21 protein-coding genes are annotated in these 20,328 nt (G+C 70.9%); 15 read left to right on the top strand and 6 right to left on the bottom strand.

The window, feature by feature from the left end:
- Nucleotides 1-12: 12 nt before the first annotated feature.
- The gene (locus ABZT93_RS29560) at nt 13-738 is read right to left on the bottom strand and encodes an SLATT domain-containing protein (protein WP_356110468.1); all 726 of its coding nucleotides are present in this window, start codon (nt 736-738) and stop codon (nt 13-15) included.
- Between the two features lie 253 nt (nt 739-991).
- On the opposite strand from ABZT93_RS29560, the gene ABZT93_RS29555 reads away from it, so the two are divergent.
- From ABZT93_RS29555 to ABZT93_RS29530, 6 genes are all read left to right on the top strand, one after another.
- Nucleotides 992-1,336, top strand: a complete 345-nt coding sequence (locus ABZT93_RS29555; RefSeq protein ID WP_059209072.1) for a YbaB/EbfC family nucleoid-associated protein — start codon at nt 992-994, stop codon at nt 1,334-1,336.
- A 77-nt stretch (nt 1,337-1,413) separates the two neighbouring features.
- Nucleotides 1,414-2,013, top strand: a complete 600-nt coding sequence (recR, locus tag ABZT93_RS29550; protein WP_356110464.1) for a recombination mediator RecR — start codon at nt 1,414-1,416, stop codon at nt 2,011-2,013.
- Entirely contained in the window at nt 2,006-2,662 is a 657-nt protein-coding gene (locus tag ABZT93_RS29545; protein WP_356110463.1) for a DUF5063 domain-containing protein, read from the top strand. Before recR ends, ABZT93_RS29545 begins: the two co-directional genes overlap by 8 nt.
- Before the next feature lie 127 nt (nt 2,663-2,789).
- Nucleotides 2,790-3,206 (top strand): SsgA family sporulation/cell division regulator, encoded by a 417-nt coding sequence (locus ABZT93_RS29540; RefSeq protein ID WP_356110461.1) that lies wholly within the window; start codon nt 2,790-2,792, stop codon nt 3,204-3,206.
- Nucleotides 3,203-3,454, top strand: coding sequence for a helix-turn-helix transcriptional regulator (locus ABZT93_RS29535; protein WP_356110460.1), 252 nt, complete (start codon nt 3,203-3,205; stop codon nt 3,452-3,454). Before ABZT93_RS29540 ends, ABZT93_RS29535 begins: the two co-directional genes overlap by 4 nt.
- Nucleotides 3,455-3,655: 201 nt before the next feature.
- Nucleotides 3,656-4,156, top strand: a complete 501-nt coding sequence (locus ABZT93_RS29530) for an SgcJ/EcaC family oxidoreductase (RefSeq protein ID WP_356110458.1) — start codon at nt 3,656-3,658, stop codon at nt 4,154-4,156.
- Here the strand turns inward: ABZT93_RS29530 and ABZT93_RS29525 are convergent.
- The gene (locus ABZT93_RS29525) at nt 4,122-5,462 is read right to left on the bottom strand and encodes a HAMP domain-containing sensor histidine kinase (RefSeq protein ID WP_356110457.1); all 1,341 of its coding nucleotides are present in this window, start codon (nt 5,460-5,462) and stop codon (nt 4,122-4,124) included. The two genes, ABZT93_RS29530 and ABZT93_RS29525, sit on opposite strands and share 35 nt — an antisense overlap.
- A complete protein-coding gene (locus tag ABZT93_RS29520; RefSeq protein WP_356110455.1) occupies nt 5,459-6,142 on the bottom strand; it encodes a response regulator transcription factor in 684 nt (227 codons plus the stop codon). The genes ABZT93_RS29525 and ABZT93_RS29520 overlap by 4 nt, the downstream gene beginning before the upstream one ends.
- A gap of 203 nt (nt 6,143-6,345) precedes the next feature.
- On the opposite strand from ABZT93_RS29520, the gene ABZT93_RS29515 reads away from it, so the two are divergent.
- The 4 genes from ABZT93_RS29515 (at nt 6,346) to ABZT93_RS29500 (ending at nt 11,044) form a co-directional block, all read left to right on the top strand.
- Nucleotides 6,346-7,623, top strand: coding sequence for an aspartate kinase (locus tag ABZT93_RS29515; protein ID WP_355749197.1), 1,278 nt, complete (start codon nt 6,346-6,348; stop codon nt 7,621-7,623).
- A gap of 163 nt (nt 7,624-7,786) precedes the next feature.
- Nucleotides 7,787-8,845: an aspartate-semialdehyde dehydrogenase gene (locus ABZT93_RS29510; protein WP_356110453.1), complete on the top strand. Its 1,059-nt coding sequence runs from the start codon at nt 7,787-7,789 to the stop codon at nt 8,843-8,845.
- A gap of 373 nt (nt 8,846-9,218) precedes the next feature.
- A complete protein-coding gene (locus ABZT93_RS29505) occupies nt 9,219-9,875 on the top strand; it encodes a SigE family RNA polymerase sigma factor (RefSeq protein ID WP_356019436.1) in 657 nt (218 codons plus the stop codon).
- Between the two features lie 140 nt (nt 9,876-10,015).
- Complete coding sequence (locus ABZT93_RS29500) at nt 10,016-11,044, top strand: hypothetical protein (RefSeq protein WP_356110451.1); 1,029 nt, start codon at nt 10,016-10,018, stop codon at nt 11,042-11,044.
- 74 nt (nt 11,045-11,118) lie between these two features.
- Here ABZT93_RS29500 and ABZT93_RS29495 read toward each other — a convergent pair whose 3' ends face one another.
- Nucleotides 11,119-11,928 (bottom strand): SURF1 family protein, encoded by an 810-nt coding sequence (locus ABZT93_RS29495; protein WP_356110450.1) that lies wholly within the window; start codon nt 11,926-11,928, stop codon nt 11,119-11,121.
- Nucleotides 11,929-11,971: 43 nt separating this feature from the next.
- Nucleotides 11,972-12,346 carry a nuclear transport factor 2 family protein gene (locus tag ABZT93_RS29490; RefSeq protein ID WP_356110448.1) on the bottom strand — a complete coding sequence of 125 codons (375 nt, stop codon included), beginning with the start codon at nt 12,344-12,346 and terminating at the stop codon, nt 11,972-11,974.
- A gap of 150 nt (nt 12,347-12,496) precedes the next feature.
- Here ABZT93_RS29490 and ABZT93_RS29485 point away from each other — a divergent pair, with 150 nt between their 5' ends.
- On the top strand, nt 12,497-14,311 hold the full coding sequence (locus ABZT93_RS29485) for a prolyl oligopeptidase family serine peptidase (protein ID WP_356110446.1): 1,815 nt from the start codon (nt 12,497-12,499) through the stop codon (nt 14,309-14,311).
- Between the two features lie 119 nt (nt 14,312-14,430).
- Here ABZT93_RS29485 and ABZT93_RS29480 read toward each other — a convergent pair whose 3' ends face one another.
- Nucleotides 14,431-16,290 carry an NAD-binding protein gene (locus ABZT93_RS29480; RefSeq protein ID WP_356110575.1) on the bottom strand — a complete coding sequence of 620 codons (1,860 nt, stop codon included), beginning with the start codon at nt 16,288-16,290 and terminating at the stop codon, nt 14,431-14,433.
- 219 nt (nt 16,291-16,509) lie between these two features.
- Between ABZT93_RS29480 and ABZT93_RS29475 the strand changes: the two genes are divergently transcribed.
- The 4 genes from ABZT93_RS29475 (at nt 16,510) to ABZT93_RS29460 (ending at nt 20,243) form a co-directional block, all read left to right on the top strand.
- Nucleotides 16,510-17,535, top strand: coding sequence for a permease (locus ABZT93_RS29475; RefSeq protein WP_356110445.1), 1,026 nt, complete (start codon nt 16,510-16,512; stop codon nt 17,533-17,535).
- Nucleotides 17,532-18,278 (top strand): TIGR03943 family protein, encoded by a 747-nt coding sequence (locus tag ABZT93_RS29470; RefSeq protein WP_356110444.1) that lies wholly within the window; start codon nt 17,532-17,534, stop codon nt 18,276-18,278. The genes ABZT93_RS29475 and ABZT93_RS29470 overlap by 4 nt, the downstream gene beginning before the upstream one ends.
- A 178-nt stretch (nt 18,279-18,456) precedes the next feature.
- Nucleotides 18,457-18,771, top strand: a complete 315-nt coding sequence (locus ABZT93_RS29465) for a hypothetical protein (protein ID WP_356110442.1) — start codon at nt 18,457-18,459, stop codon at nt 18,769-18,771.
- Nucleotides 18,772-18,821: 50 nt separating this feature from the next.
- Complete coding sequence (locus ABZT93_RS29460) at nt 18,822-20,243, top strand: hypothetical protein (protein WP_356110440.1); 1,422 nt, start codon at nt 18,822-18,824, stop codon at nt 20,241-20,243.
- Nucleotides 20,244-20,328 lie beyond the last annotated feature (85 nt).

Below are 20,328 nucleotides of genomic sequence, written 5' to 3'. Positions count from 1 at the left end.
CCCCGAGGCGGCTCACCGGGGCTCCGGCGGTCGCTGCCGGGGCATGTTGGGGCGGGCCGGAGGCCCCGGGGGCAGCGGGAGGCGTCCCTGAGCGCTCCCGGAGTCCTGGCGTCCGCCGGACGTCACCGCTCCCTGGATGCCCATCGGCGCGGACCCGTTGCGGAACTCCACGATCCAGTCGGCCGTCTCCACCCGGATCAGCTCCGTCACGTCCTCGGAGAAGCGGCGCAGGACGCCCAGGCAGCGTTCGGTGGCCTCGGCGGCCGTGCCCTCCGTGGGGCCGAGCACCTCACGGACGCTCTCCGAGGCCCAGTCGAACTGGAGGGCCTGGAGGCGGCGCTGCACGGCCTGCGCGGTGGCCACGTCCCTTATCCAGCCGGAGGTCACACCGAAGAAGCGGTCGACGGCCACGCAGGCCACCGCGAGGAGGAGGGCGAGATAGCCCCAGGGCGCGATCCCGGCCCCCACCACTCCCGTCAGCCCCAGCAGCGGCAGCACGGACCCGGTCACCGCCCCCGCCGCGGCGCCGCTCCTCAGAGCCCGCGCACAGCGCCGTTTCCCCACCCGGTCCGCGAGATACCAGGACGCCGCCTCCAGTGCCCCGTGCTCCACCCACCGGTACAGCTCGTCCAGCCGTACGGCGGGCTCACCCCAGTCACCGAGCGGGAACGGCCGCCCGGCCAGATCGGCCCGTCCGTCCTGAGGCGGGCCCTCGGGCTGCATCTCCGGCTGACCCACCCGGCGCTCCCTACTGATCGGTCACCCTGCGTGACGCCTGATGCTGATGTGCGGGGATCCTTCCTACCGCCCAATGGGTGGCGAAGGGGGTGCTTTGGTCGCTTTTCCGCTCGGAAGAGGGTCTTGATCAGGTATAGGACTCCACGTCAACTCACTCGAAAGAGTGCTGGGGCGACGCCCGTCCCGACCACGTAGGCTCGTGCCAGAGAGGAAAAACCTCGCCCGCACAGCCGTATCGACACAGGAGCTGATCGTGATCCCCGGTGGTGGCCAGCCCAATATGCAGCAGCTGCTCCAGCAGGCCCAGAAGATGCAGCAGGACCTGGCGAACGCGCAGGAGGAACTCGCCAGGACCGAGGTCGACGGCCAGGCGGGCGGCGGTCTGGTGAAGGCCACTGTCACCGGCGCCGGAGAACTGCGCGCGCTGAAGATCGACCCGAAGGCCGTGGACCCGGAAGACACCGAGACCCTCGCCGATCTGATCGTGGCGGCCGTACAGGCGGCGAACGAGAACGCCCAGACCCTCCAGCAGCAGAAGCTCGGCCCGCTCGCCCAGGGGCTCGGCGGCGGCAGCGGCATCCCCGGTCTGCCCTTCTAGGGAGCCCGTCTTCCGGAGTCGGGTGTCGGCCAACTAGCGTACGTATCGCAAGGAACCCCAGGAAGGACGGCAGTCCGTTGTACGAAGGCGTGGTCCAGGACCTCATCGACGAACTGGGGCGGCTGCCCGGCGTCGGTCCCAAGAGCGCCCAGCGGATCGCCTTCCACATCCTCCAGGCGGAGCCGACGGACGTCCGTCGGCTCGCGCAGTGCCTGGTGGAGGTCAAGGCCAAGGTCCGCTTCTGCGCGACCTGCGGCAATGTCGCACAGGAAGAGCTGTGCAACATCTGCCGCGATCCCCGCCGCGACCTCTCCGTCATCTGCGTGGTGGAGGAGCCGAAGGACGTGGTCGCGATCGAGCGCACCCGGGAGTTCCGGGGCAAGTACCACGTCCTGGGCGGCGCGATCAGCCCCATCGAGGGTGTAGGACCCGATGATCTGCGCATACGAGAGCTGTTGGCCCGGCTGGCCGACGGGACGGTCACGGAGCTGATCCTGGCCACCGACCCGAACCTGGAGGGCGAGGCCACAGCGACGTACCTCGCCCGCATGATCAAGCCCATGGGCCTCAAGGTCACCCGCCTGGCCAGCGGCCTCCCGGTGGGTGGCGACCTGGAATACGCGGACGAGGTGACCCTCGGCCGCGCCTTCGAGGGGAGACGACTCCTAGATGTCTGACGCCACACTGCACGCTGCCCAGGACCCCGACGACTTCGCGGTCCAGATCGCCGACCAGGTCGAGAGCTTCCTGGTGGCCGTCATGGAGGTGGCGAAGGGCGACGAACCCGACTCGGCCGTCCCCTTCCTCCTTCTGGAGGTCTCCCAGCTCATGCTGGCCGGCGGCCGCCTGGGCGCCCACGAGGACATCGTCCCCGACGAGCGCTACGAGCCCGACACGGGCCCGGACGCCGACGTGGACGAACTGCGCGAGAACCTGGCCCGGCTGCTGGAACCGATCGACGTCTACTCCGAGGTCTTCGACCCCTACGAGCCCCGCAAGGCCCCGGTCCCGGCCCGGATCTCCGACGACCTGACCGACGTCATCACCGACCTGCGCCACGGCATGGCCCACTACCGCGCGGGCCGCACCTCGGAGGCCCTGTGGTGGTGGCAGTTCTCCTACTTCTCCAACTGGGGCTCCACGGCCTCCGCGACCCTGCGGGCCCTGCAGTCGGTGGTGGCGCACGTGCGCCTGAACCAGCCGCTGGAGGAGCTGGACGGCCTCGACACCGACCAGGAGATCGGCGACGAGACGCTGGAGTTCGAGGCGGGCAAGGTGATGGTGGAGGAGATCGCGGCTCCGCTGGGCCTGCGATCCCCGCAGTAGCGGGCTGTGTGACGCGGGTCATACAAGAAGACTTCTGGAACGGCGTAATGCGCGGGCACCTGGGGTGGTCTGACTGCACAACGGCCACACCCGGCCGCCCGTGCCCCTCGCCGACTTGGAGCCCCGCATGCACGTCACCCTCCAGCAGCCGACAGGCGCCGGCCTGATCACGGCCGCGGACCAGCAGCTCGCGATCCCCGCGACCCTGCGCTACACCTCCGCCGACCCGCTGGCCGTGCACATCGACTTCCCGCCCCATGTCACGGTCGACGGCGAGGCCACGACGTGGACGTTCGCCCGCGTGCTGCTGGGCGAGGGGCTGCGAGCACCGGCCGGGATCGGCAACATCCGGGTCCGCCCGGCCGGTTCGACCCACACGTACGTCGAGTTCCGCGCGCCGCACGGCGTCGCCGTCCTCAGGTTCCCCACCGCGGACCTGACCCGCTTCCTGGCCCGCACGTACACGGTCGTCGCCGCGGGCGAGGAGACGGTGGGGGCTGAACTGGACCACGGGCTGGTGGCGTTGTTCGGGGGCCGGGTGTGATCCGCGTCGGCATCCGGGGACCGCTGTCCGCCCCGCACGCGTACGCCCTCGGCCGCCGGTTGCGCGAGGTCCGCGAGGAACAGGGCCTGACGCGGGGACAGGTGGCCGTGGCGGCCGACTTCTTCCCGGCATGGGTCACTCAGATAGAGGGCGGCGAGATCCACGACCTGCGGACCATGCGCGAGTACGCCCGTGCGCTGGGCGCCCGGATCAGGGGGCCGCGGGCCGCGCGGGTACGGCGTTCGTGACGACGTGGGCCCGCCAGGCCGACCACACCGCCGGGTCCGGGGGCGGGCCCCCGCGTGGCCGTCCCGCGAACGAGCCGTCACACAGCGTGAATTGGGCATCTGCTGGCCGTGCCCTGTATCTCGGCTGCACGGGCCCTAACCAGTGCGAAGAGAGGCTGGAGTCACTTCACAGCACCACCTCTCACCGCACTGGAGACAGCGATGACCCGTCGTTCCATAACCAAGCGCGCAGCCATCGTCACCGCCACCGCGCTCGTGGCCGTCGGCACCCTTGGCACGGTCGCGGCCACCGCCGGACCGGAGCACGCGAAGAAGCCCTCCAAGAAGCAGATCGCCCACCTCTTCGACACCTGGAACGCCGCCCTGCAGACCGGTGACGCCGACACGGTCGCGGACCTGTACGCCAAGAACGCGGTCCTCCTGCCCACCGTCTCCAACAAGGTCCGCACCGACCGCGCCGGCATCGTCGACTACTTCGAGCACTTCCTGCAGAACAAGCCGGTCGGCAAGAAGGTCCAGACGATCGTCAACGTCCTCGACACCGACTCCGCGATCGACACCGGCGTCTACGAGTTCACGCTCACCGACCCGAAGAGCGGCGCCAAGCGCGTCGTCGAGGCCCGCTACACGTACGAGTACGAGAAGCGGAACGGCAAGTGGAAGATCGTCAACCACCACTCCTCGGCGATGCCCGAAGGCTGATCTCCACCTTCAGCCCGCCTCCCGGCGCGTCCCCCAGGGTCACGGTTCCGCCGTCGTCGGTCACCAACTGCTTGACGACGGCGAGGCCGAGACCGGATCCGGAGCGGCCGGTGAGGCCCTGACCGCGCCAGAAGCGGTCGAAGGCGCGGGACTTGTCGGCATCGGGCATGCCGGGTCCCTCGTCGAGGACGGACAGCACCACCGTGTCCGCCCGGGACTCGACCTCGACGGTGATCCGCCCGCCGTCCGGCGAGACCTCCAGGGCGTTCGAGAGCACGTTGTCCAGCACCTGGTCCAGGTGGCCGGGGCTGGCCAGCACAGACGGCCGGTCGTCGACAACACTCCCCCTGAGCGCGATGGTGACTCCGCGCTCGTCGGCGGCCGGCCTCCACACCGTCAGCCGTTCGTCCACGATCTCCCTGAGCGGCAGCGGCTCCGCGGCGGTCACCTTCGCCTCTGCTCGGGCGAGGACGAGAAGGCCGTTGACCAGGCGGCTCATGCGGACCACTTCCGCCGTCGCCTGCTCCACGTCCTCCCGTACGAACTCGTCGTCCACCCCGTCCGCGATGTTGTCCAGGGACAGGCGCAACGCCGTCAGCGGGGTGCGGAGCTGGTGCGAGGCGTCCGCCACGAAGATGCGCTGCGAGGCCACCAGCGTGTCCAGCCGTTCCGCGCCCTGGTTCAGGGTGCGCGCGAGCGTCTGCGTCTCCGGCGGGCCCGTCACCGGGGAGCGCGCGGTCAGGTCGCCGTCGCTGAACTTGCTGGCCATGGAGTTGAGTTCGCGCAGGGGGGCGGTGATCCGGCGGGCGGCGAACGCGCCGATGGCGGCGGCCGCGGCGAGGACCAGCACGGCGAGTCCGGCCCGGAACCCCCAGATCTGCCAGAGCCGTCTGGTCATGTCCGAGGTGGAGTAGACGATCCGTACGGCCGCGTCGTCCTTCGCGGGGACGGTGACCGTCAGATGCCTGCCCCAGACGAAGTCGGAGCCCCAGTCGGTGGTCGACTCGTTCTTCTCCACGGCCCGCTCGAGCGCCGCGTCCGCGACGGGGACCGGCAGCTTCGGGTCACAGTGCGCGGTGGGGGTCGCCTGGACGTCGCCGTACGCCGTGGCCACCTCGGTCAGGGCCTCGCACGAGGTGCTGGTGCCGTTGCTCAGCAGCAGCGCCATGGTGTTCGCCTCGCGCAGGACCGACTGTCTGGTGTCGTCCCGCAACTGCTTGGTCAGCGTGAAGGCGACCGGGACGGTGAACAGGAAGATGGCCACCGCCACCAGCAGGATGTAACTCCGGATGAGCTGCCGGTTCATGAGGCCCCGGCGTCCTCGGCGATCTCCAGCCGGAAGCCCACGCCCCGGACCGCCTCGATCACGACCGCCCCGGCGAGCTTGCGCCGCAGCGCCGCCACATGCACGTCCAGCGTCTTGGTCGGCCCGAACCAGTTCGCGTCCCAGACCGCCTCCATGATCTGCTCGCGCGACATCAGCGCGCCCGGCTCCTCGGTGAGGAAGGCCAGCAGGTCGTACTCCTTGGGCGTGAGGGGCACCTCCTCGCCGCCGAGGCGGACCCGGGCGGCCTTGCGGTCGATGGTCAGGCGGGAGCCGTAGGTGTCGGGACCCGCCGCGGCCCCGGTACGGGGCTGCGCGCGCCGCATCACGGCCCGTATCCGCGCGATGACCTCCCGGACCCCGAACGGCTTGGACACGTAGTCGTCGGCGCCGAGCTCCAGGCCGACCACCCGGTCCGTCTCGTCACTGCGCGCGCTGATGACGATGATCGGCACGTCACCGCGCTCGCGCAGCGCCCTGCACACGTCGAGGCCGTCGGTGTCGGGCAGACCGAGATCGAGGAGGACGACGTCGTAGGGGCCCTCATGGCTCAGCGCGGCCCCGCCGGTGGAGACCCACTCGACCTCGAATCCGTACCGGAGAAGGCCTCGTCTCAGGGACTGGGCGACCGGCTCATCGTCTTCCACCAGGAGTACGCGCACAGCCGCACCCTAATCCTTGAAACTTAATTCACAGTTGTCACAGAGGCCCCACCGGGCCATGTGACGCGGTGCACTTTTCCCGGGGTCCGCGGCTGGGCATGCGCTGACCTGGGCGTCCGAATCTCACGATGCGATACCGCGGAGGTGGAATTCGGGCGCTCGGTAAACTGAGCCGACACACACGGACTGAGCGAGGAGCGCACGTGGGCCTTGTCGTGCAGAAGTACGGAGGCTCCTCCGTAGCCGATGCCGAGGGCATCAAGCGCGTCGCCAAGCGAATCGTCGAAGCGAAGAAGAACGGCCACCAGGTCGTCGTCGTCGTTTCCGCGATGGGCGACACGACGGACGAGCTGATCGATCTCGCCGAGCAGGTATCTCCCATGCCTGCCGGGCGTGAGTTCGACATGCTGCTGACCGCCGGAGAGCGGATCTCCATGGCGCTGCTGGCCATGGCGATCAAAAACCTGGGCCACGAGGCCCAGTCGTTCACCGGCAGCCAGGCCGGCGTCATCACCGACTCGGTCCACAACAAAGCCCGGATCATCGACGTCACGCCGGGCCGTATCCGTACGGCCCTCGACGAGGGCAACATCGCCATCGTCGCCGGCTTCCAGGGTGTCAGCCAGGACAAGAAGGACATCACCACGCTCGGCCGTGGTGGCTCCGACACCACGGCCGTCGCGCTCGCCGCGGCGCTCGACGCCGAGGTGTGCGAGATCTACACCGACGTCGACGGCGTGTTCACCGCCGACCCGCGGGTGGTGAAGAAGGCGAAGAAGATCGACTGGATCTCCTTCGAGGACATGCTGGAGCTCGCCGCCTCCGGCTCGAAGGTGCTGCTCCACCGCTGTGTGGAGTACGCCCGTCGCTACAACATCCCGATCCACGTCCGGTCGTCCTTCAGCGGACTGCAGGGCACATGGGTCAGCAGTGAGCCGATCGAGCAAGGGGACAAGAAGGTGGAGCAGGCCATCATCTCCGGTGTCGCGCACGACACCTCCGAGGCCAAGATCACGGTCGTCGGCGTGCCGGACAAGCCGGGTGAGGCCGCGGTTATCTTCCGCACGATCGCGGACGCCGAGATCAACATCGACATGATCGTGCAGAACGTCTCCGCCGCCTCCACCGGCCTGACGGACATCTCCTTCACTCTCCCCAAGGCCGAGGGCCGCAAGGCCATCGACGCCCTGGAGAAGAACAAGTCCGGCATCGGCTTCGACTCGCTGCGCTACGACGACCAGATCGGCAAGATCTCGCTCGTGGGCGCGGGCATGAAGACCAACCCGGGCGTCACGGCCGACTTCTTCACCGCGCTGTCCGACGCCGGCGTGAACATCGAGCTGATCTCGACCTCCGAGATCCGCATCTCGGTCGTCACCCGCGCCGACGACGTGACCGAGGCGGTCCGCGCCGTGCACAGCGCCTTCGGGCTCGACTCCGACAGCGACGAGGCCGTCGTCTACGGGGGCACCGGCCGATGACGAGGCTCTGCCGTCACCTTCCCGCCGTCCGCCCGGAGGGCGGGCCTGGCGGCGCCTGGTGCGTGCGATCGCAAGGCGCCGGGCCGCCCTCGTGGCGGAGCCACGCGGGTGGCCCGGCAACGCGGCGAGCGTGCGTGCCAGACGTCGCCAGGCAGGCGGGAAGGTGACGGCAGAGCCTGGTCCGACGCTCGCGGTCGTGGGGGCGACCGGGGCCGTCGGCACGGTCATGCTCCAGATCCTGTCCCAGCACGCGGACATCTGGGGCGAGATCCGACTGATCGCCTCCCCGCGCTCGGCCGGCCGCAAGCTGGCCGTGCGTGGGGAGCAGGTCGAGGTCGTGGCCCTGTCGGAGGAGGCCTTCGACGGGGTCGACGTCGCCATGTTCGACGTACCCGACGAGGTGGCCGCGCAGTGGGCGCCGGTCGCCGCCGCGCGCGGTGCCGTCGTCGTGGACAACTCCGGCGCCTTCCGGATGGACCCGGACGTGCCCCTCGTGGTGCCCGAGGTCAATCCGCACGCGGTGCGGATGCGGCCGCGCGGGATCATCGCCAACCCCAACTGCACGACCCTCTCCATGATCGTGGCCCTGGGCGCGCTGCACGCCGAGTTCGGGCTGCGCGAGCTGGTGGTGTCCTCGTACCAGGCGGTGAGCGGCGCCGGCCGGGCCGGCGTCGAGACCCTGCGTCAGCAGCTGTCCCTGGTCGCGGGCACCGAGCTCGGCACACACCCCGGTGACGTGCGGCGGGCCGTCGGCGACAACACCGGGCCGTTCCCGGAGCCGGTCGCGCTGAACGTCGTACCGTGGGCCGGTTCCCTGCGCGAGGACGGGTGGTCCTCGGAGGAGATGAAGGTGCGGGACGAGTCCCGCAAGATCCTGGGCCTGCCCACGCTGCCGGTCGCCGTGACCTGTGTGCGGGTCCCGGTGGTCACCGTGCACTCCCTCACCGTCCACGCCCGCTTCGAGGGCGAGGTCACCGTCCGCAAGGCGCGCGAGATCATCGCGACCGCCCCTGGGGTCGTCCTCTTCGACGATCCGGCGGCCGGGGAGTTCCCCACTCCCGCCGACGTCGTCGGCACCGATCCCACCTGGGTGGGGCGGGTACGACGGGCCCTCGACGACCCGACCGCGCTGGAACTCTTCGTGTGCGGGGACAACCTGCGCAAGGGTGCCGCGCTCAACACCGCGCAGATCGCGGAGCTCGTGGCGGCCGAGTTCGTGTGACGCCCGTCCCGTGGCCGATCTGTCGTACGCAGTTGTGCCTACGGGAAAAGTCCTGGCCGTGACCTGAACGCTTTGTAAGATCTGTGGGCGACATGTGGTGCGACTAATGGTCCGTACCACTTGATCCCGGCGCCCGGGCGTCCGAAGATTTTCCTCCCCGCTCTCCGCAACCGCGCGAAGGGCGGGGAGCGTCTTTGCGAACGCCCTTTCAGGGGGTGCGGGGATGCATGCGAGGCGTGGGGACGCCTCGGCCATCGGACACAGGGGAAGAGCGGGTAGGCATGAGCGCGTTCGACGCACGGTCAGTTGTGCTGCCTGAGAGAAGATGGACGGTGGCGTACAACCCTCACCGGGGTGAGCGTGTCCAACTGGCGTGGCTCAGGTACTCGACTTCCCTGCCGCGCCGAGCGGCGCGGCTGTCCTCCGGCCCCGCAGGCCCGGGGCGCCCGGTGGCATGCCGGTGATCGCCCCCATGCCCGCAGCGCGGCCCGCCCGCATACCCAGTCAGCGTGACGGCGCCGAGGACGTGACGGCAGCCGGTACCACCGTCGACCACCTCACCGAGACCTACCGCGCGCACTACCGCTCCCTGCTCGGCCTCGCCGCCCTCCTGCTCGACGACACCGCCTCCTGCGAGGACGTCGTCCAGGAGGCCTTCATCCGTGTCCACTCGGCGCGCAAACGCGTCCGCGACCCGGAGAAGACCCTCGCGTACCTGCGCCAGACGGTCGTCAACCTCTCCCGCTCGGCCCTGCGCCGGCGCATCCTCGGACTCAAGCTGCTGTCCAAGCCGATGCCCGACATGGCGAGCGCCGAGGAGGGGGCCTACGACCTGCTGGAGCGCGACTCCCTCATCAAGGCGATGAAGGGCCTGCAGCGCCGCCAGCGCGAGGTCCTGGTCCTGCGCTACTTCTCGGACATGACCGAGGCCCAGGTCGCCGATACGCTCGGCATCTCGCTGGGGTCCGTGAAGGCGTACGGCTCCCGCGGGATCGCCGCACTGCGGGTCGCGATGGAGGAGCCGGTGTGAGCGGCGACGACTCCGAGGGACACCGTCCCTCCCACGAGCCCTATGGGGAACCCCCCAAGCCTTCTGGGCCCAGGGGGAGGCACGAGCCGACCTGGGTCGGCACGCAAGAGCCGAAGCAATCGCACGCTGGGAACGGAACTGTGAACCACGGCCCCGACGATCTGAGCTCCACGGGGGAGTTCGACTCGGACGAGCTGGCACTGCGACGGATGCTGCACCAGGCGGTCCAGGAGATGGAGCCGCGCGACGGCACCCTGGACCATCTGCGCAAGGCGGTCCCCGCCCGGCGGGCACGCAAGCGGCAGGCCCTCGTCGGCATGGCGGCCGCCGCCCTCTTCTTCGGCACCGCGATCCCCGCCGTCGTCCACGTCTCCTCCACCGGCACCAGCGCCAACACCTCCAACGCCGGGCACACCTCCCAGATGCAGGGCGGCGCGGGCCAGGGCAAACACGAGGACGGCGGCGAGTCCACCTCCGGCGGCTCCTCGGGCAAGACCGAGGACGAGGACAAGGCCACGTCGAAGGGCGAGGACAAGGGAAAGACCGCGGGCGCGAGCACCGGCGCGAGCAGCGGCACCGACCCGTCCGCCACGACCTCCGCCGGTGCCCCGGTCTGCACGGCAGTTCAGCTCGGCACCCCCACGGCGAGCACCGCGGTGCCCGACGCCTCCGGGACGGTCTACGGCACCTTCCACGTCACCAACGGCTCCACCGCCGCCTGCACGGTCACCGGTCCCGGCACCGTGACGCCGAGCGCGCAGGGCGCGGCCGACAGCAGCAAGATCAGCACGGTCCGCCACGTGTCCGGCGACGCGGCCTCGGCGGGGCTGCCCGACCCGTCCCAGGAGGTCGCCCAGCTGCTGCTCCAGCCGGGCTCCTCCTACGACGTGAAGTTCGCCTGGGTGCCGTCCGAGACGTGTCCCACCACGGAACCCTCGACCGACCCCAGCCCCGACCCCTCGACCTCCCCGGACACCTCCGCCGGCGAGGGCTCCTCCACCGGCGGCGACACCGGCACCTCCACCCAGCTCCTCACGGACGGCGGCACGGCCGACGGCAGCGTCCTGGTGACGAACACGGCGGAGGGCGGCGGACCCTCGGTGTCCACGACGGTGTCCAACGCGTGCGCGGGCGTCGTGTACTGGACGGGTGTGCTCACGTCGTCGTGACGGACCGCCGACACGTCGTGTGACGGACCGCCGGCACGTCGTCGTGACGGACCGCCGAGCCCGCCGGAGCGGGTTCAGGCAGTCGCTTTCTCCTGGGGCTGCCGGTCCTGCTCCTGCTGTTCGTCGTCCGGGAGGATCCCAAGCTCCGCGTCCCGGATGAACTCCACCTCGCGGCGCACCAGACGGAACCACATGAAGACCACGAACCCGGCGAACACGAACCACTCGCCGGTGTAGCCGAGGTTCTGGAACGCCTTCAGGTCCAGCCCGCTGTCGGCGGGCGCGGTCGCCGGCACGGCCTTCATCCCGGAGTCACCGGTGTTGAGGGTGACCCACGCGTCGTACACGTCGTACGGCACGATGTTGATCAGCGAGGCCGCGCTGATCGCCGCGGTCTGCCCGGCCGGAAGCCCACCCCGCGCACTGACGCCGTTGTCCCCCGGGGTCTCCGACGCCTGCAGCGCCCCGGTGACGGTGACCTCGCCCTTCGGCGCGGCCGGGACCTTCGCCGGGTCGGGGGTGCCCGGCAGCCAGCCCCGGACCACGGGCAGGGCCTTGCCGCCGTCGGTGCGCAGCAGCGTCAGGACGTAGTAGCCCTCGCGGTCGTCGAGTTGCCGGTCGGGGACGAGCAGCTGCTTGTCGTACCGGCCGGTCGCGGTGACCTGCTTGCCGGAGGTCGCCTTGTCCACCGGCAGCACCTCGGCCAGCGGCCGCGCGGCCTCGCGCTCGTCGGTGACGACCGACTGCTTCGCGTCCCGGCTCTCCGTCATCCGGTCCTCGAACCGGCTCAGCTGCCACGACCCCATGAAGACGCAGAACGGGATGGCGAGCAGCACGAAGACGTTGATGCCAAACCAGCGGGGTGTCAGCAGAAACCGGTACACACCCCCACGGTACGGGGCCGCCGGGCGCCGCCGGGGCGCGGGGTCAGAACCGCTCGGTGAGGTGGTCCCGGCCCGCCGGGGGCTCGTACGGCTCCGGCCAGAAGTCGGTGACGGTGGATATCCGGCCGCTGTCGTCACCGGTGAAGAAGGAGATGGCGTACATCTCCTCCAGACCCACCGTGAAGTGGGCCCAGGTGACGACCTGGCCCGGCTCGGCGACGATCCGCTCGATCCGCAGGTGCCAGTCGCCCGGGTACTCACGGTTGAACTCGACGTACCGCTCCCGTCCGCTGACGCGCTCGCGGGTCTGCGGCAGGGTGTAGACGACGTCCTCGGACAGGGTGTCCGCGAACGCGGTCCAGTCGCGGGCCTCGGCGAGGGCCCAGAAACTCTCCACGGTCTTGCGCAGATCGGTCATGGGGACGAGTGTGCACCCCACCACTGACAACGGGCCCGGACGACCTTTTCGACCAGCTCGGGACGGGTTCGGGTAAGCGGCTGGTAGAAGTTGTCCACAGGCTGGGGACCTCGTCTGCGGATTGTCTGTGAGGGCAGGCAGTATGGGGTCATGACTGAGAGCAACGGGTCCGCCGCGGCCGAGCGGAACGACGAGATGCCGGACTGGGAGAAGCGCTTCCGGGCGCCCCGGGTGTCGCTGCCCGACTGGGCGGAGGACGCCCCCGACCGCTCCTTGTTCGTGTCCAACGCGACGGGGACGTACGAGCTGTACGCCTGGGACAGAGTCACCGGCGTCCAGCGTCAGGTCACCGACCGGCCCAACGGCACCACGGACGGCGTGCTCTCCCCGGACGGCGCGTGGATCTGGTGGTTCGACGACAAGGACGGCGACGAGTTCGGCGTCTGGCGCCGCCAGCCCTTCGAGGGCGGCGCGGACGAGCTCGCCGCGCCGGGCCTGGAGCCCTCCTACCCGGCGGGCCTGGCCCTGGGCCGGGACGGCCGGACGGCGGTCGTGGGCCGCTCGACCGACGACGAGGGCACCTCCCTCCACCTCGTGCGCGACGGCGAGGACCCGGTGGAGATCTACCGGCACCGCGAGTCGGCGGGTGTCGGCGACCTCTCCCACGACGGCTCGCTGATCGCGATCGAGCACACCGAGCACGGCGACGCGATGCACTCGGCGCTGCGCGTGGTGCGCCCCGACGGCAGGGCGGTCGCCGAGCTCGACGACACCGAGGGAGGCACCGAGGAGCTGGGCCTGGAGGTCCTCGGCTTCGCGCCGGTCGACGGCGACACCCGGCTGCTCATCGGCCATCAGCGGCGGGGCCGTTGGGAGCCGCTGGTGTGGGACGTGGCCACGGGCGAGGAGAGCGACCTCGCCCTGGACCTGCCCGGTGACGTGGGCGCCGAGTGGTACCCGGACGGCACGGGCCTGCTCATCGTGCACAGCTTCGAGGCCCGCAGCGAGCTGTTCCGGTACGACCTGGAGAGCGGCAAGCTGGAGAAGGTCGCGACCCCGCCCGGCTCGGTCTCCGGGGCGACGGCCCGCCCCGACGGCAGCGTGGAGTACCTGTGGTCCTCGGCCGCCGAGCCGTCGGCGGTGCGCTCGACGACGGGTGAGGTGGTCCTGGACCCGCCGGGTCTGAAGTCCCCCGGTTCGGTACCGGTGGAGGACGTGTGGGTCGAGGGTCCGGGCGGCCGGATCCACGCCCTGGTCCAGAAGCCGGCGGGGGCGACGGGACCGCTGCCGACGGTCTTCGACATCCACGGCGGCCCGACCTGGCACGACAGCGACTCGTTCGCGGCGGGTCCGGCGGCCTGGGTGGACCACGGATACGCGGTCGTCCGGGTCAACTACCGCGGATCCACGGGATACGGGCGCGAGTGGACCGACGCGCTGAAGCACCGGGTCGGCCTGATCGAGCTGGAGGACATCGCGGCGGTGCGGGAATGGGCGATCACGTCCGGTCTCGCCGACCCCGCCCGGCTGATCCTCACGGGCGGTTCCTGGGGTGGCTACCTCACGCTCCTCGGACTGGGCACCCAGCCGGAGGCGTGGGCGCTCGGCATCGCGGCGGTCCCGGTCGCGGACTACGTCACGGCGTTCCACGACGAGATGGAAGCGCTGAAGGCGATGGACCGGACGCTGCTGGGCGGCACGCCGGAGGAGGTTCCGGAGCGCTTCGAGGCGTCCTCGCCCCTGACCTACGTGGACCAGGTGAAGGCCCCGGTGTACATCTCGGCCGGCGTCAACGACCCCCGGTGTCCGATCCGTCAGGTCGACAACTACGTGAAGCGGCTGGAGTCGAGGGGTGCGGTGCACGAGGTGTACCGGTACGACGCGGGTCACGGCTCGCTGGTGGTGGACGAGCGGATCAAGCAGGTGAAGCTGGAACTGGACTTCGCGGAGAGGCATTTGGGGTAGGCGGGGGAGCATTGTCGGCTGCGGGTCATGTCTTTCAGGGGCGCGGGGAACTGCGCGACCAGCCCCCCACTCGCCCGCAGCCGCACAACGACCCGACCTGGCACGACGTTCGCGTACGGCTACGCCCCCGCCCGTCCCCGCCGACCCAGCAACTCCGCGAGCCCCCGACGAGTCGCCGCCAGCACCACCCGATCCGATCCCTGCAGGACGTACGTGTCCGGCAGGTCCCACGCCAGTCCCGGAGCGTCCCCGGACTCCTCACGCGCCAGCACCCGCCAGGACCCCGCCCGGAACGCCTCCCCGACCGTCCTGCCCTCCAGCTGCGGATGCCCGCTCACCTCCAGCGCCGCGAACAGCAGCACCCGCCGCTCGACCGGGAACGCCCCCAGGATCTGCCGCCCCATCATCGCCCCGGCGAAGGCGGGAGCCGCCAGATGAGAGACACTCCGGCTGCGCGTGGAGGCACGGGGGTGCGCGGCCCGCAGGGTCCGGTACACCGCCGTCGCGAAGTCGTCGTCGTACAGCCGCAGCACCACCCGCAGGTCGGGCCGCACGGCCCGCGCGTACAGCACGGCCTCCAGGTTCGTCGTGTCCGCGCTGGTCACCGCCAGCAGCGCGTGCGCGCGGTGGATCTTGGCGGCCTCCAGGACCCCCTCCTGGGTGACGTCCCCGAGGACCACCGGCACCCGCAGCCGCCGCGCCGTGGCCAGTCCCCGGGCCTCGGGGTCGGACTCGACGCAGACCACGGGGATGTTCAGCTCCCGCAGCCGCGTCAGCACCCGGGTGCCGATCTTGCCGAGCCCGAGCAGCACGACGTGTCCGCCGAGGCCCCGGGGCGGTTTGCGCAGGGAGGACGCGGTGCGGAAGGTGCCGAGCGCCTCCAGGACCGCCGCGAGGAGCACCGGAAGCAGCAGCAGCCCGGCGAGCCCGGACAGGAGTTGGAGGATCTGCCGCCCGACGGACTGACCGAGCGCGGGGTCGTCGATCGCGAACAGGTCGAGCAGCGTCAGATAGAAGGCGCGCAGCGGATGGATCCCCGTCACCAGCCACAGCGCAACGGCGAGGGCGACCACGCACCCCACCATCCCGGCCAGCGACCACCGCAGCCGCCGCGAGAACAGCGAGGCGAACCACGGCATCACACCGCGCCCGTCCGGCAGCGCGGGCCCGGCGTACGACACCTGCTCCAGCACGACGGTCGCGCGCCCGCCGCCGTCCCGAACCGCTGCCGCGTCCGGCAGCAGTGCCGGGCCCTGGTCGCCGCCGGGCCCGTGGCTGTCGGTCGGCGAGAGCAGGGCGAGCGTGGCAAGACCCGGATCGGCGCTCCCGCCGCTACCGGCCGGGGGCCGTTCGACCGCCCGCAGCAGCAGGCCGCCGGTCTGGAGGACCTTGCTGGTGCCGGTGAGGGCGGTGGCGGCCAGTGCGGGCGCGGCCGTGTCGGCGTCGGAGAGCACGGTCGTGGAGGCGTCGAAGCCGGTCCCGTCGGCCGGGCCGCCGGAGGCCAGTACGGCGGCCTGGTCGAGGAGTTCCTCGATGTGCTGGCCCAGGCGCCGGTTGTAGAGCCGCAGGACGAGCCGCAGCCGGGGGTTGAGGCGGCGGGCGGTGAGGGCGGCGCGGATGTTGGTCTCGTCGTCGTCGTACACGAGCGCGAGCGCGTCCGCGCGTTCCACGCCCGCCGCGGCGAGCGCCGCCTCGTTCGGCTCGGCGGCCTCCATCAGCCGTATGCCGCCCGGGGGTTCGCCGACGGGGGCGGTGCCGCCGGTGCCGTTGCCGGCGCCCGTGCCGCCGTTGCCGGTCAGGCCCGCGGCCGCCGTCACCACCCGGTCGAGCAGCGCGGAGGCGGACCGGGCCCGCACCACCACCGGTGGCCGCACGGATCGTTCGGAGGCCGGTACGACGAGCGTGACCTGCTCGCCGTAGACCCCTCTGAGCTCGGCCGCCAGCCGGTGCGCGAGCCCGTCGTCCCCGCACACCACCATGTGCGCGGCCGTGTCGCCCGGCAGCCCTGGACTCTGGTTCGGAACGCTCCCCACGAGGGAGAAGACTGCCTCACCGGGGCGGCTGCCGCCATGTCCGGCGGGTGACGAGCCTCTCTGTCAAGAATTCCCCAAACCGCCGCGCACGCTGAGCAAACGGACCTTCCCTGTCGTACGCACCAGCAGGGAAACCAGCACCTCACCACCGGAGGGATCCCGGCCGTGGCCGTCACCAAAGCACCCCCGCCCACGCGGGACACCGGCGAGGACCGGCGCCCCGAACCGCAGGGCGCGGCCGACCGGCGCCTCAACTCCCCCCTCGTGCTGACCCTGCTGATGCTGGGGGTGGTGCTGCTCCAGGGGCCGATCCGGGGGGCGCTGGGCGCGCCGGTCATGCAGAGCTGGATGACGGTGTTCGTCGCCGTGCTCGTCCAGGCGCTGCCCTTCCTGGTGCTCGGGGTGCTGCTGTCGGCGGCGATCGCGGTGTTCGTGCCGCCGTCGTTCTTCGCCCGCGCCCTGCCGAAGAACCCCGTCCTCGCGGTGCCGGTGGCGGGGGCGGCGGGCGTGGTGCTGCCGGGTTGCGAGTGCGCGTCCGTGCCGGTGGCGGGCGCGCTGGTCCGGCGCGGTGTCACCCCGGCCGCGGCCCTCGCCTTCCTGCTGTCCGCCCCGGCGATCAACCCGATCGTGCTGACGGCGACCGCCGTGGCCTTCCCGCGGAATCCCGAGATGGTGGTGGCCCGGCTCGTCGCGAGCCTGCTGGTGGCCTGCGCGATGGGCTGGCTGTGGCTGCGTCTCGGCCGCACCGACCTGCTGAAGGAGCCGGCCCGTCACTCGTACGAGGGCCAGGGCAAGGGAGCCGCCTTCTGGGGTTCGGTCCGGCACGACGTGATGCACGCGGGCGGCTTCCTGGTCGTGGGCGCGATGGCGGCGGCGACCCTGAAGGCCGTGGTCCCGCAGACGTGGTTGCGTACGGCGGCGGAGAACCCGGTGATCGCGGTGCTGGCCCTGGCCGCCCTCGCCGTGGTGCTGTCGATCTGCTCGGAGGCGGACGCGTTCGTGGCCGCCTCGCTCACCCAGTTCTCGCTGACCGCGCGGCTGACCTTCCTGGTCGTCGGCCCGATGATCGACCTCAAGCTGTTCGCGATGCAGACGGGCACCTTCGGCCGTGCCTTCGCCCTGCGCTTCGCGCCCGCCACCCTCGCCCTGGCGATCGTGGTCTCGGTCCTGACCGGGTGGGTGATGCTGTGAACCGGCAGGCACAGTCGGCGGTCCTGTTCGTCCTCGGCGCGGCCCTCCTGCACGCGGGCCTCACCGACCTCTACCTCCGCTACGTCAAGGCGGGCCTGCGCCCGCTGGTCCTGGCGGCCGGGGCCGTCCTGATCGCGACGGCACTGGCGACGGCCTGGTACGAGTGGCGGGCCAGGCCCAAGGAGCAGGAGCTGGAGCAGGAGCAGGAGCAGGAGCCGGAGCTGGAGCACGCCCACCGCGAGCCCCGCGTCTCCTGGCTCCTCGTCCTGCCCCTCTTCGCCCTGATCCTCGTCGCCCCGCCCGCCCTCGGCTCCTACAGCGCGATGCGCACGGGTACGGCCCTGCAGCAGTCGTACGGCTACATGAAGCTCCCGGAGAACGGACCCCTGCGGCTCGGCCTCGCCGACTACGCGGGCCGCGCCGTCTACGAGCACGGCCGGGGCCTGGCCGGACGGCAGATCACCATCACCGGGTTCGTCGCCCTGGACCACTCCGGCGCGCCCTACCTGGTCCGCATGGCCCTCAACTGCTGCGCGGCGGACGCCCAGCCGGTCAAGGTCGGCCTCACCGGGCAGATCCCGCCGGTCCTCAAGCCGGACGGCTGGCTCCAGGTGACCGGCACCTACACGGCCAGGCGGACCAAGGACACGGTGAACGGCGGCCCGATCCCGTACCTGGAGGTCACCCAGGCCAAGCCGGTCCCGACGCCGCACGACCCTTACGACGAGACCTGGAACAACTGAGCTCGTCGATGTCATGTCCCCCGTGACGCTGATCCCTGCCCTGGCCGAGGGCTGGCATGATCACTTTGTGTGGCCTGAACTCCCCGTCTGTGCCGGCGGACGGGTCTTGAGTGACTGGCGGCAAGGGCTGTGCTTGAGCGAAGATGGGTAACAACGGGGAGCCAACGGGGAGTTGGGTATGGCGGAGCAGTACAAGGTCGATCTGAGTGAGATCGAGGGCACGATCACGAAGCTGAACCGTGCCATCAAGGACATGGGGACCTCGGGTTCGAACGCGAAGAACTCGACGTACCTGCCTGCCGGGGCGCTGGGCAAGAACTTCGGTGAGGCCGAAGCTCTGTACAAGGCCCACGAGCAGATGAAGGAACGTCTCTACGAGATCGTCGCGCACTTGGAACGGGTGCTGGACTCCTTCGGCCAGAAGACGAAGAAGACCCATGACGCGTATGCCGACGCCGAGGCGGAGAACCTCGCCGCGTTCAACAGGATGTGAGTCGGTGTTCTGCCGCGTGGAGAGTCACATGAGGATGGGGGACGGTAGCTGTGGCCGATGAGGGTATCGACAACTTCGAGTACGTCCCGGCGAACCAGTGCTTCGCGATGAAGCACACTACGCAGTTCGGCGTCGACTCCGACATGGACCAGATGAAGGAGATGGTCCGGGACGCGGACTCGGGGACGGTGAAGTCGGTCGCGGAGGGCTGGGCTCGGCTGGAGAAGGATCTGGTGGGGCCCGGCGGGGTGAAGGAGATCCTGGACACTGCTGTAGAGCATGTGATGGCCCACTGGGAGGGCCAGAGCGCGGACCTGTTCCAGGAGCACGCGCGGATCATCAGTACCAAGCTCACCGACAGCTCCAAGTACGCCCACAACGTCTCGCAGGCCCTCACGGGCGCCGCGGTGATCCTCGAGAAGGTCAAGCCAGAGGTCCTGGCGATGGAGAAGCCGGGCAAGGTCTCCAGTGCGGCGGACTTCATCGTCAACGGCGGCGACCGCAGCGGCGGCAAGGCCGCGGACGACGCCATCAAAAGCGGGGTCAGTTCGCAGGAGGCCCTCGACAGCTACGGGACCAGCCTGTCGGAGGGGCGCGAGGCGCAGCTTCGGATGGCTTCGAAGATGGAGGTTCTGGGGGCGGCTTATAACAGTCGGGCTGCGGAGATGGGGTCTTGGAAGCAGAAGTCGCCTCTGCCTCCGGACAAGTACGACGACCACGAGGACTATCCCGGTGACCCGGGCGGTGTTGCGCCCGCTCCCGTGGTGGTCCCGGCGGAGCTCGCACCTCGAAGCCCGAAGGTGGCTGCAAGCGCGGGTGTTTCCGGCCGCGGTCAGGTCGGCACGATCAGCTCCTCGAAGCCCGTGGCACCGCCCTCGGGCGTCACGGGCGGCACGCACAAGCCGACGGTGTCACAGCCCCAGGTCGGCACGGCGATTGACGGCATCTCCGGTGGTCGTACGGGGGCACCTGGCGTTGGTGGCGTCGGCCCGGTCGGCGGTGGATCCGCCGGCGGTGGCATCGGCGGCGGTGCCGGTTTCGTCGGTGGTGCGATGGGCGGCGCGGCTGGAGCGGGTGCCGCTCGCGGTATCGCGGGGCGCGCCGGGGGCATTGGTGGCGCTGCAGGCGCGGGTGCTGCCAGGGGCGGTGCCGCGCGTGCCAGAGGCGCGGCCGGCCGAAGTGGCGGTGTGGTCGGTGGCATGCCCAAGGCGGGTGCGGGTGCGGGTGCGGGTGCAGGTGCGGGTTCGGGCCGGGGCACGGCTGGTGGCTCGGGTCTGCACAGCAGTCGCGGTGCCGCAGGACGGGGAGGAGCCGGTGCTGTCCGCAAGGGCGGCGTCGCGGGAGCCCCTGGTGCACGCACCGGTCGCCGTAAGGAAGAGGAGCAGCGCGAGGGCGAGCGTCCCGACTACCTGGTCGAGGACGAGGAGACCTGGACGCCGCAGACGAACGCGGCGCCCAAGGTCATCGAGTAGCCGCAGGGTGCTCACCGGTACGTGACAGGATGCGTGGGCGTGGCCTTCGGGTCACGCCCGCGTCTGCGATGGGAGAGGGAGACGG

It is taken from the genome of Streptomyces sp. NPDC005303, from assembly GCF_040607335.1.
Taxonomy (GTDB): Bacteria; Actinomycetota; Actinomycetes; order Streptomycetales; family Streptomycetaceae; genus Streptomyces.
This window is presented reverse-complemented; position numbering and strand designations above follow the sequence as displayed.